Here is a 12,432-nt window from a genome sequence, read left to right as displayed (position 1 = left end):
GCGTCAGATGTGTATAAGAGACAGCGGGCGTTGTTGCCAAAGTAATGAGCTAATTGCTGATATTATTTGACGCAATGCGCAATAAAAGGGCATCATTTGATGCCCTTTTTATACGCTGTCGAACCAGAACCTGGCTCATCAGTGATTATTTTTGCCATAATCATTGCTGAGACAGGCTCTGTAGAGGGCGTTTAGTCCGAAACTCAATTTCGGTTTGGATCGCCTCGCACTCGCGGGGTGGAAATGTTTGTAGAATACTTCTGACAGGTTGGTTTATGAGTGCGAATACCGAAGCTCAAGGGAGCGGGCGCGGCCTGGAAGCGATGAAGTGGGTAGCCGTTGCCGTATTGCTGATCGTAGCAATCGTAGGTAACTACCTTTATCGTGACATGATGCTGCCGCTGCGTGCGCTGGCCGTAGTAATTATTATTGCTGCAGCGGGTGGTGTCGCGCTGTTGACGACGAAAGGCAAAGCGACCGTTGCGTTTGCTCGTGAAGCGAGAACTGAAGTTCGTAAGGTGATTTGGCCGACTCGCCAGGAAACGCTGCACACTACGCTGATCGTTGCTGCGGTCACTGCGGTAATGTCACTGATCCTGTGGGGACTGGATGGTATTCTGGTTCGCCTGGTATCCTTTATCACTGGCCTGAGGTTCTAAGATGTCTGAAGCACCTAAAAAGCGTTGGTACGTCGTTCAGGCGTTTTCCGGTTTTGAAGGCCGTGTAGCCACGTCGCTGCGCGAGCATATCAAATTACAAAACATGGAAGAGCTGTTTGGCGAAGTTATGGTTCCGACAGAAGAAGTTGTCGAAATCCGTGGCGGCCAACGTCGTAAGAGCGAACGTAAATTCTTCCCGGGCTACGTGCTCGTTCAGATGGTGATGAACGATGCAAGCTGGCACCTGGTACGTAGCGTTCCTCGCGTGATGGGCTTTATCGGTGGTACATCTGACCGCCCAGCGCCTATCAGCGACAAAGAAGTTGATGCGATCATGAACCGCCTGCAGCAGGTAGGTGATAAGCCGCGTCCGAAAACAATGTTCGAACCAGGCGAAATGGTTCGCGTCAGCGATGGTCCATTCGCTGACTTCAACGGCGTTGTTGAAGAAGTGGATTACGAGAAGTCACGCCTGAAAGTGTCCGTTTCTATCTTCGGTCGTGCGACCCCAGTAGAACTGGACTTTGCTCAGGTTGAGAAAGCGTAACACGGCGATCAAAAAAGCATCGATCTAATCGTTGCATGAGGCGCGAAATTGGCATACAATTTCGCGCCTTTTGTTTTTATGGGCATCTGCCTGTAAGACGAATTTTTATCACGGGGAGCCTCCTTGAGGCGCTATCACCCAATTAGAGGATTTTAGAATGGCTAAGAAAGTCCAAGCCTACGTTAAGCTGCAGGTTGCAGCTGGTATGGCGAACCCAAGTCCACCGGTTGGTCCAGCACTGGGTCAGCAGGGCGTGAACATCATGGAATTCTGCAAAGCGTTCAACGCAAAAACTGATTCCATCGAAAAAGGTCTGCCAATTCCGGTTGTTATCACCGTTTACGCTGACCGTTCTTTCACCTTCGTTACCAAAACGCCTCCAGCAGCAGTTCTGCTGAAAAAAGCCGCTGGTATTAAGTCTGGTTCCGGCAAGCCGAACAAAGACAAAGTAGGTAAAGTTTCCCGTGCTCAGGTACAGGAAATCGCGCAGACCAAAGCTGCCGACATGACTGGCGCCGACATTGAAGCGATGACTCGCTCAATCGAAGGTACTGCACGTTCCATGGGCCTGGTAGTGGAGGATTAAGAAATGGCTAAACTGACCAAGCGTATGCGCGTGATCCGTGAAAAAGTTGATGCGACTAAACAGTACGACATCAACGAAGCCATTGCTCTGCTGAAAGAGCTGGCCACTGCTAAATTCAACGAAAGCGTTGACGTTGCTGTTAACCTCGGCATCGACGCTCGTAAATCTGACCAGAACGTACGTGGTGCAACTGTACTGCCGCACGGTACTGGCCGTTCAGTTCGCGTTGCTGTATTTACCCAGGGCCCTAACGCAGAAGCAGCTAAAGCTGCTGGCGCAGAGCTGGTAGGTATGGAAGATCTGGCTGACCTGATCAAGAAAGGCGAAATGAACTTTGACGTTGTTATTGCTTCTCCGGATGCAATGCGCGTTGTTGGCCAGCTGGGCCAGGTTCTGGGCCCACGTGGTCTGATGCCAAACCCGAAAGTTGGTACTGTAACCCCTAACGTTGCTGAAGCGGTTAAGAACGCTAAAGCAGGTCAGGTTCGTTATCGTAACGACAAAAACGGCATCATCCACACCACCATCGGTAAAGTGGACTTTGACGCTGACAAACTGAAAGAAAACCTGGAATCTCTGCTGGTTGCGCTGAAAAAAGCGAAACCAACTCAGGCTAAAGGCGTGTACATCAAGAAAGTTAGCATCTCCACCACCATGGGTGCGGGTGTTGCTGTTGATCAGGCTGGTCTGAGCGCTGCGGCGAACTAAGATTAGCTTTACGTGGGCGGTGGTTTTGTCTACAATTCTACCCCCACGTTTGTTAACGAAAGTTAGCAGATAAAAAGATTTGTTCGTTGGAGCCTGGCCTATCCAGGCCTCCGTCGAAGACCGCAGGTGTTTCGAAAGAAGCTTAATGCCCTGCGTAGACGGTGACAGAACGCTAAGATTATTTTTAATACTCTGGCTTGTTTCTGCTCACCGTATTTAGACGCTCTTTCCGTTGGGGAGAGTGAAGTGAGTTCCGGAACATGAGTTCCGGCAAACATCCAGGAGCAAAGCTAATGGCTTTAAATCTTCAAGACAAACAAGCGATTGTTGCTGAAGTCAGCGAAGTAGCCAAAGGCGCGCTGTCTGCAGTAGTTGCGGATTCCCGTGGCGTAACTGTAGACAAAATGACTGAACTGCGTAAAGCAGGTCGTGAAGCTGGCGTATACATGCGTGTTGTTCGTAACACCCTGCTGCGCCGCGTCGTTGAAGGTACTCCATTCGAGTGCTTGAAAGACACGTTTGTTGGTCCGACCCTGATTGCATACTCTATGGAACACCCGGGCGCAGCTGCTCGTCTGTTCAAAGAGTTCGCGAAAGCGAATGCAAAATTTGAGGTCAAAGCCGCAGCCTTTGAAGGTGAGTTGATCCCGGCATCGCAAATCGATCGCCTGGCTACACTGCCAACCTACGAAGAAGCAATTGCACGCCTGATGGCAACCATGAAAGAAGCTTCGGCTGGCAAACTGGTTCGCACTCTGGCTGCTGTACGCGATGCGAAAGAAGCTGCTTAATAGCGGTTGTCTTTGTAAAGTATTTGCTTACGTATAAACTTATTCTGATTTTCAGGAACAATTTAAATGTCTATCACTAAAGATCAAATCATTGAAGCAGTTGCAGCTATGTCCGTAATGGACGTTGTAGAACTGATTTCTGCAATGGAAGAAAAATTCGGTGTTTCCGCTGCTGCTGCTGTAGCTGTTGCTGCAGGCCCAGCTGAAGCTGCTGAAGAAAAAACTGAATTCGACGTCGTTCTGAAAGCAGTTGGCGCTAACAAAGTTGCTGTTATCAAAGCAGTACGTGGCGCAACTGGCCTGGGTCTGAAAGAAGCTAAAGACCTGGTAGAATCTGCTCCAGCCGCTCTGAAAGAAGGCGTGAGCAAAGATGACGCTGAAGCACTGAAAAAATCTCTGGAAGAAGCTGGCGCTGAAGTTGAAGTTAAATAAGCCAACTTTTCTAGTTGAAGCCTGAGAAATCAGGCCGATGGCTGGTGACTTTTTAGTCACCAGCCATTTTGCGCTGTAAGGCGCCAGTAGCGTTTCACACTGTTTGACTGCTGGCTGTCCTGACAATGCCTGTTTCTATCGACGACTTAATATATTGCGACAGGGTGCTCGCTCTGTGTAAATCGCAATGAAATGGTTTAAGCGTGATAGCAACAGGTATTGCGGAAAGTGTTCCATTTTCCGGTCAACAAAATAGTGTTGCACAAACTGTCTGCCAATGGACAGATGCGTCGACTTGTCAGCGAGCTGAGGAACCCTATGGTTTACTCCTATACCGAGAAAAAACGTATTCGTAAGGATTTTGGTAAACGTCCGCAGGTTCTGGACATACCTTATCTCCTTTCTATCCAGCTTGACTCGTTCCAGAAGTTTATCGAGCAAGATCCCGAAGGTCAGTATGGTCTGGAAGCAGCTTTCCGTTCCGTATTCCCGATTAAAAGCTACAGCGGTTATTCGGAGCTGCAATACGTCAGCTACCGTCTGGGCGAACCGGTGTTTGACGTTCAGGAATGTCAGATTCGTGGCGTGACTTATTCCGCACCGCTGCGCGTAAAACTGCGTCTGGTGATCTACGAGCGCGAAGCCCCGGAAGGCACCGTTAAAGACATTAAAGAACAAGAAGTCTACATGGGCGAAATTCCGCTCATGACTGACAACGGTACCTTTGTTATCAACGGTACTGAGCGTGTTATCGTTTCTCAGCTGCACCGTAGCCCAGGCGTCTTCTTTGACTCCGATAAGGGTAAAACCCACTCTTCGGGTAAAGTGCTGTATAACGCGCGTATCATTCCTTACCGTGGTTCCTGGCTGGACTTCGAGTTCGATCCGAAAGACAACCTGTTTGTCCGTATCGACCGTCGTCGTAAACTGCCTGCGACCATCATTCTGCGTGCCCTGCAGTACACCACTGAGCAGATCCTTGACCTGTTCTTTGACAAAGTTGTCTTCGAAATTCGCGACAACAAACTGCAGATGGAACTGGTGCCAGAGCGCCTGCGCGGTGAGACTGCCTCCTTCGACATCGAAGCGAATGGCAAAATCTACGTAGAAAAAGCGCGTCGTATTACTGCGCGTCATATTCGCCAGCTGGAAAAAGACGATATCAAACATATCGAAGTTCCAGTTGAGTACATCGCAGGTAAAGTTGCGGCGAAAGACTACGTTGACGAATCCACCGGTGAGCTAATCTGTGCTGCGAACATGGAGCTGAGCCTGGATCTGCTGGCTAAGCTGAGCCAGTCTGGTCACAAGCGTATCGAAACGCTGTTCACCAACGATCTGGATCACGGCGCATATATTTCTGAAACTATCCGTGTCGACCCAACCAACGACCGCCTGAGCGCTCTGGTAGAAATCTACCGCATGATGCGCCCTGGTGAGCCGCCGACTCGTGAAGCTGCAGAAAGCCTGTTCGAGAACTTGTTCTTCTCCGAAGACCGTTATGACCTGTCTGCGGTCGGTCGTATGAAGTTCAACCGTTCCCTGCTGCGCGATGAGATCGAAGGTTCCGGTATCCTGAGCAAAGAAGACATCATCGAAGTGATGAAAAAGCTCATCGATATCCGTAACGGTAAAGGTGAAGTCGATGATATCGACCACCTCGGCAACCGTCGTATCCGTTCCGTAGGCGAAATGGCGGAAAACCAATTCCGCGTTGGCCTGGTACGTGTAGAACGTGCGGTGAAAGAGCGTCTGTCTCTGGGCGATCTGGATACCCTGATGCCTCAGGATATGATCAACGCCAAGCCGATTTCTGCAGCAGTGAAAGAGTTCTTTGGTTCCAGCCAGCTTTCTCAGTTTATGGACCAGAACAACCCGCTGTCTGAGATCACGCACAAGCGTCGTATCTCTGCCCTCGGCCCAGGCGGTTTGACCCGTGAACGTGCAGGCTTCGAAGTTCGAGACGTACACCCGACTCACTACGGTCGCGTATGTCCAATCGAAACGCCTGAAGGTCCAAACATCGGTCTGATCAACTCCCTGTCCGTGTACGCACAGACTAACGAATACGGCTTCCTCGAGACTCCGTATCGTAAAGTGACCGATGGTGTGGTAACCGACGAAATTCATTACCTGTCTGCTATCGAAGAAGGTAACTACGTCATCGCTCAGGCGAACTCCAACCTGGATGACGAAGGCCACTTTGTAGAAGACCTGGTAACTTGCCGTAGCAAAGGCGAATCGAGCCTCTTCAGCCGCGACCAGGTTGACTACATGGACGTATCCACCCAGCAGGTGGTATCCGTCGGTGCGTCCCTGATCCCGTTCCTGGAACACGATGACGCCAACCGTGCATTGATGGGTGCGAACATGCAACGTCAGGCCGTTCCAACTCTGCGTGCTGATAAGCCGCTGGTTGGTACCGGTATGGAACGTGCTGTTGCCGTTGACTCCGGTGTTACTGCAGTTGCTAAGCGTGGCGGTACCGTTCAGTACGTCGACGCATCCCGTATCGTTATCAAAGTTAACGAAGACGAGATGTATCCGGGCGAAGCGGGTATCGACATCTACAACCTGACCAAATACACCCGTTCTAACCAGAACACCTGTATTAACCAGATGCCATGTGTGTCTCTGGGTGAGCCAATCGAGCGCGGTGACGTGCTGGCTGATGGCCCATCTACCGACCTCGGTGAGCTGGCGCTCGGTCAGAACATGCGCGTGGCATTCATGCCATGGAACGGTTACAACTTCGAAGACTCCATCCTCGTATCCGAGCGTGTTGTTCAGGAAGACCGTTTCACCACCATCCACATTCAGGAACTGGCATGTGTGTCCCGTGACACCAAGCTGGGGCCTGAAGAGATCACCGCTGACATCCCTAACGTGGGTGAAGCTGCGCTCTCCAAACTGGATGAATCCGGTATCGTCTACATCGGTGCTGAAGTGACCGGTGGCGACATTCTGGTTGGTAAGGTAACGCCGAAAGGTGAAACCCAGCTGACCCCGGAAGAGAAGCTGCTGCGTGCGATCTTCGGTGAGAAAGCGTCTGACGTTAAAGACTCTTCTCTGCGCGTACCAAACAGTGTTTCTGGTACCGTTATCGACGTTCAGGTCTTTACTCGCGATGGCGTAGAAAAAGACAAACGTGCGCTGGAAATCGAAGAGATGCAGCTGAAGCAGGCTAAGAAAGACCTGTCTGAAGAACTGCAGATCCTCGAAGCTGGCCTGTTTAGCCGTATCTACGCGGTGCTGGTTGCCGGCGGTGTTGAAGCTGACAAGCTCGACAAACTGCCTCGCGATCGCTGGCTGGAACTCGGCCTGACCGACGAAGAGAAACAAAATCAGCTGGAACAGCTGGCTGAGCAGTACGACGAACTGAAGCACGAGTTTGAGAAAAAACTCGAAGCGAAACGCCGCAAAATCACCCAAGGCGACGATCTGGCACCGGGTGTGCTGAAGATTGTTAAGGTATACCTGGCCGTTAAACGCCGTATCCAGCCTGGTGACAAAATGGCAGGTCGTCACGGTAACAAGGGTGTTATCTCCAAGATCAACCCGATCGAAGATATGCCACACGATGCTAACGGTACGCCGGTAGATATCGTACTGAACCCGCTGGGCGTACCATCGCGTATGAACATCGGTCAGATCCTTGAGACCCACCTGGGTATGGCTGCGAAAGGCATCGGCGATAAGATCAACGCCATGCTGAAACAGCAGCAAGAAGTCGCGAAACTGCGCGAGTTCATCCAGCGTGCTTACGATCTGGGTACCGACGTTCGTCAGAAAGTCGACCTGAGCACCTTCAGCGATGATGAAGTGCTGCGTCTGGCAGAAAACCTGCGTAAGGGTATGCCAATCGCAACACCAGTCTTCGATGGTGCGAAAGAGTCAGAAATTAAAGAGTTGCTGCAACTCGGCGGTCTGCCTTCTTCTGGTCAGATTACCCTGTTCGACGGTCGTACCGGTGAGCAGTTTGAGCGTCAGGTAACCGTAGGTTACATGTACATGCTGAAACTGAACCACCTGGTTGATGACAAGATGCATGCGCGTTCTACCGGTTCTTACAGCCTGGTTACTCAGCAGCCGCTGGGTGGTAAGGCACAGTTCGGTGGTCAGCGCTTCGGGGAGATGGAAGTGTGGGCGCTGGAAGCATATGGCGCGGCATACACCCTGCAGGAAATGCTCACCGTTAAGTCTGATGACGTGAATGGCCGTACTAAGATGTATAAAAACATCGTAGATGGTAACCATCAGATGGAACCGGGCATGCCGGAATCCTTCAACGTACTGTTGAAAGAAATCCGTTCCCTGGGTATCAACATCGAGCTGGAAGACGAGTAACTCTCGCTCAAACAGGTCACTGGTGCCGGGGTAAGACCCGGCGCCAGATTGTGCTAACTCCGACGGGAGCAAATCCGTGAAAGATTTATTAAAGTTTCTGAAAGCGCAGACTAAAACCGAAGAGTTTGATGCGATCAAAATTGCTCTGGCATCGCCAGACATGATCCGTTCATGGTCTTTCGGTGAAGTTAAAAAGCCGGAAACCATCAACTACCGTACGTTCAAACCTGAGCGTGACGGCCTTTTCTGCGCCCGTATCTTCGGGCCAGTAAAAGATTACGAGTGCCTGTGCGGTAAGTACAAGCGCCTGAAACACCGTGGTGTGATCTGTGAGAAGTGCGGCGTTGAAGTGACCCAGACCAAAGTGCGTCGTGAACGCATGGGCCACATCGAGCTGGCATGTCCAACTGCGCACATCTGGTTCCTGAAATCGCTGCCGTCCCGTATCGGTCTGCTGCTCGATATGCCACTGCGTGATATCGAACGCGTGCTGTACTTCGAATCTTATGTGGTTATCGAAGGCGGTATGACCAATCTGGAACGTCAACAGATCCTGACTGAAGAGCAGTATCTGGACGCGCTGGAAGAATTCGGTGACGAATTCGACGCGAAGATGGGTGCGGAAGCTATCCAGGCCCTGCTGAAGAGCATGGATCTGGAGCAAGAGTGTGAAACTCTGCGCGAAGAGCTGAACGAAACCAACTCTGAAACCAAGCGTAAAAAGCTGACCAAGCGTATCAAACTGCTGGAAGCTTTCGTTCAGTCTGGTAACAAACCAGAGTGGATGATCCTGACCGTTCTGCCGGTTCTGCCGCCAGATCTGCGTCCGCTGGTTCCACTGGATGGTGGTCGTTTCGCGACTTCTGACCTGAACGATCTGTATCGTCGCGTCATTAACCGTAACAACCGTCTGAAACGCCTGCTGGACCTGGCTGCGCCTGACATCATCGTACGTAACGAAAAACGTATGCTGCAGGAAGCGGTTGATGCCCTGCTGGATAACGGTCGTCGCGGTCGTGCAATCACCGGTTCTAACAAACGTCCTCTGAAATCTTTGGCTGATATGATCAAAGGTAAACAGGGTCGTTTCCGTCAGAACCTGCTCGGTAAGCGTGTTGACTACTCCGGTCGTTCTGTAATCACCGTAGGTCCATACCTGCGTCTGCATCAGTGCGGTCTGCCGAAGAAAATGGCACTGGAGCTGTTCAAACCGTTCATCTACGGCAAGCTGGAACTGCGTGGCCTGGCCACCACCATCAAAGCCGCGAAGAAAATGGTTGAGCGTGAAGAAGCTGTCGTTTGGGATATCCTGGACGAAGTGATCCGCGAACACCCGGTTATGCTGAACCGTGCACCAACACTGCACCGTCTGGGCATCCAGGCGTTTGAGCCAGTACTGATCGAAGGTAAAGCTATTCAGCTGCACCCGCTGGTTTGTGCGGCATACAACGCCGACTTCGATGGTGACCAGATGGCTGTTCACGTACCGCTGACGCTGGAAGCCCAGCTGGAAGCGCGTGCGCTGATGATGTCTACCAACAACATCCTGTCACCTGCGAACGGCGAGCCAATCATCGTTCCATCTCAGGACGTTGTATTGGGTCTGTACTACATGACCCGTGACTGTGTTAACGCCAAAGGCGAAGGCATGGTGCTGACTGGCCCTAAAGAAGCTGAGCGTATCTATCGCGCAGGTCTGGCCTCTCTGCATGCGCGCGTTAAAGTGCGTATCACCGAATACGAAAAAGATGAAAACGGCGAATTCGTTGCGACCACTACCCTGAAAGACACGACCGTTGGCCGTGCGATTCTGTGGATGATCGTGCCGAAAGGTCTGCCTTTCTCCATCGTCAACCAGGCGCTGGGCAAGAAAGCTATCTCCAAAATGCTGAACACCTGTTACCGCATTCTGGGCCTGAAGCCGACCGTTATCTTCGCTGACCAGACCATGTACACCGGCTTTGCTTACGCAGCGCGCTCTGGCGCATCTGTCGGCATCGACGACATGGTTATCCCAGAGAAGAAATACGAAATCATCAGCGAAGCGGAAGCTGAAGTTGCTGAGATCCAGGAGCAGTTCCAGTCTGGTCTGGTTACCGCCGGCGAACGCTATAACAAAGTTATCGATATCTGGGCTGCGGCGAACGATCGTGTATCCAAAGCGATGATGGATAACCTGCAGACTGAAACCGTGATTAACCGTGACGGCGTTGAAGAGCAGCAGGTTTCCTTCAACAGCATCTACATGATGGCCGACTCCGGTGCGCGTGGTTCTGCAGCACAGATTCGTCAGCTGGCAGGTATGCGTGGTCTGATGGCGAAGCCAGATGGCTCCATCATCGAAACGCCAATCACCGCGAACTTCCGTGAAGGTCTGAACGTACTCCAGTACTTCATCTCTACTCACGGTGCTCGTAAAGGTCTGGCGGATACCGCACTGAAAACAGCGAACTCCGGTTATCTGACGCGTCGTCTGGTTGACGTTGCACAGGATCTGGTTGTTACTGAAGATGACTGTGGCACGCTGGAAGGCATCACCATGACCCCGGTTATCGAGGGTGGTGATGTTAAAGAGCCACTGCGCGATCGCGTACTGGGTCGTGTGACTGCTGAAGACGTTCTGAAGCCGGGTACTGCGGACATTCTGGTTCCACGCAACACGCTGCTGCACGAACAGTGGTGTGACCTGCTGGAAGAGAACTCCGTTGACTCCGTCAAAGTGCGTTCCGTTGTATCCTGTGACACCGACTTTGGTGTATGTGCACACTGCTACGGTCGTGACCTGGCGCGTGGCCACATCATCAACAAAGGTGAAGCTATCGGCGTTATCGCGGCACAGTCCATCGGTGAGCCAGGTACACAGCTGACGATGCGTACGTTCCACATCGGTGGTGCGGCATCTCGTGCGGCTGCTGAATCCAGCATCCAGGTGAAAAACAAAGGTAGCATCAAGCTCAGCAACGCGAAGTCGGTTGTGAACTCCAATGGTAAACTGGTTATCACTTCTCGTAACACCGAGCTGAAACTGATCGACGAATTCGGTCGTACCAAAGAAAGCTATAAAGTGCCTTACGGCTCCGTTATGGCTAAAGGTGATGGCGAGCAGGTTGCAGGCGGCGAAACCGTAGCAAACTGGGATCCACACACCATGCCAGTTATCACCGAAGTGAGCGGTTTCCTCCGCTTCACCGACATGATTGACGGCCAGACCATTACTCGTCAGACCGACGAGCTGACCGGTCTGTCTTCTCTGGTGGTTCTGGATTCTGCAGAGCGTACTGCTGGTGGTAAAGACCTGCGTCCAGCGCTGAAAATCGTTGATGCAAACGGTAATGATGTTCTGATCCCAGGTACCGATATGCCTGCTCAGTACTTCCTGCCGGGCAAAGCGATTGTTCAGCTGGAAGATGGTACTCAGATTCACTCTGGTGACGCCCTGGCGCGTATTCCTCAGGAATCCAGTGGTACTAAGGATATTACCGGTGGTCTGCCACGCGTTGCGGATCTGTTCGAAGCACGTCGTCCGAAAGAGCCAGCTATCCTTGCGGAAATCACAGGTATCATTTCCTTCGGTAAAGAAACCAAAGGTAAACGCCGCCTGGTGATCACGCCGTTAGACGGTAGCGATCCATACGAAGAGATGATTCCGAAATGGCGTCAGCTCAACGTGTTCGAAGGCGAACGTGTAGAACGTGGTGACGTGGTTTCCGATGGTCCAGAAGCGCCGCACGACATCCTGCGTCTTCGTGGCGTACACGCGGTAACGCGTTACATCACCAACGAAGTACAGGACGTTTACCGTCTGCAAGGCGTTAAGATTAACGATAAACACATTGAAGTTATCGTTCGTCAGATGCTGCGTAAAGCGACCATTGAGAATGCTGGTAGCTCCGACTTCCTGGAAGGCGAGCAGGTTGAATACTCCCGCGTCAAGATTGCTAACCGCGATCTGGAAGCGAACGGCAAAGTGGCGGCAACATTTGCTCGCGACCTGCTGGGTATCACCAAAGCATCTCTGGCAACCGAATCGTTCATCTCTGCCGCATCGTTCCAGGAGACGACTCGTGTCCTGACCGAAGCAGCCGTTGCGGGTAAACGTGACGAACTGCGTGGCCTGAAAGAGAACGTTATCGTAGGTCGTCTGATCCCAGCGGGTACCGGTTATGCGTACCACCAGGATCGCATGCGTCGTCGTGCAGCGGGTGAACTCCCTGCAGCACCACAGGTAAGCGTAGAAGAAGCTTCTGCAAACCTGGCAGAACTGCTGAACGCAGGTCTGGGCGGTTCCGATAACGACTAATCGCTCACGTTAGTGCGATAAGTTGAAAAGGCCAGTCATCGCGACTGGCCTTTTTTATTGTT

The 12,432-nt window shown here is 51.8% G+C and carries 8 protein-coding genes; all 8 read left to right on the top strand.

Annotated elements, in window-relative coordinates; all coding sequences use genetic code 11:
- The first annotated feature begins 275 nt into the window (after positions 1 to 275).
- The 8 genes from secE to rpoC all read left to right on the top strand — a co-directional run bounded on the left by secE (position 276) and on the right by rpoC (position 12,370).
- On the top strand, positions 276 to 659 hold the full coding sequence (gene secE, locus KP80_RS19785) for a preprotein translocase subunit SecE (protein ID WP_035895925.1): 384 nt from the start codon (positions 276 to 278) through the stop codon (positions 657 to 659).
- A gap of 1 nt (position 660) precedes the next feature.
- On the top strand, positions 661 to 1,206 hold the full coding sequence (gene nusG, locus KP80_RS19780) for a transcription termination/antitermination protein NusG (protein ID WP_052285355.1): 546 nt from the start codon (positions 661 to 663) through the stop codon (positions 1,204 to 1,206).
- Between the two features lie 157 nt (positions 1,207 to 1,363).
- Complete coding sequence (gene rplK / locus KP80_RS19775; RefSeq protein WP_052285354.1) at positions 1,364 to 1,792, top strand: 50S ribosomal protein L11; 429 nt, start codon at positions 1,364 to 1,366, stop codon at positions 1,790 to 1,792.
- A 3-nt stretch (positions 1,793 to 1,795) separates the two neighbouring features.
- Positions 1,796 to 2,500, top strand: a complete 705-nt coding sequence (gene rplA, locus KP80_RS19770) for a 50S ribosomal protein L1 (RefSeq protein WP_052285353.1) — start codon at positions 1,796 to 1,798, stop codon at positions 2,498 to 2,500.
- A gap of 293 nt (positions 2,501 to 2,793) precedes the next feature.
- The gene (rplJ, locus tag KP80_RS19765; RefSeq protein ID WP_004097644.1) at positions 2,794 to 3,291 is read left to right on the top strand and encodes a 50S ribosomal protein L10; all 498 of its coding nucleotides are present in this window, start codon (positions 2,794 to 2,796) and stop codon (positions 3,289 to 3,291) included.
- Between the two features lie 66 nt (positions 3,292 to 3,357).
- Complete coding sequence (gene rplL / locus KP80_RS19760) at positions 3,358 to 3,723, top strand: 50S ribosomal protein L7/L12 (protein WP_052285352.1); 366 nt, start codon at positions 3,358 to 3,360, stop codon at positions 3,721 to 3,723.
- A gap of 318 nt (positions 3,724 to 4,041) precedes the next feature.
- Entirely contained in the window at positions 4,042 to 8,070 is a 4,029-nt protein-coding gene (rpoB, locus tag KP80_RS19755; RefSeq protein ID WP_052285351.1) for a DNA-directed RNA polymerase subunit beta, read from the top strand.
- Between the two features lie 76 nt (positions 8,071 to 8,146).
- Entirely contained in the window at positions 8,147 to 12,370 is a 4,224-nt protein-coding gene (gene rpoC / locus KP80_RS19750) for a DNA-directed RNA polymerase subunit beta' (protein WP_052285350.1), read from the top strand.
- Positions 12,371 to 12,432: the final 62 nt, after the last annotated feature.

Origin of the sequence: Kluyvera genomosp. 1, assembly GCF_001266615.1 — a bacterium.
GTDB lineage: Bacteria > Pseudomonadota > Gammaproteobacteria > Enterobacterales > Enterobacteriaceae > Kluyvera > Kluyvera cryocrescens_A.
Note: the sequence above shows the minus strand (reverse complement) of the source record. Positions and strands in the feature narration are given on the sequence as shown.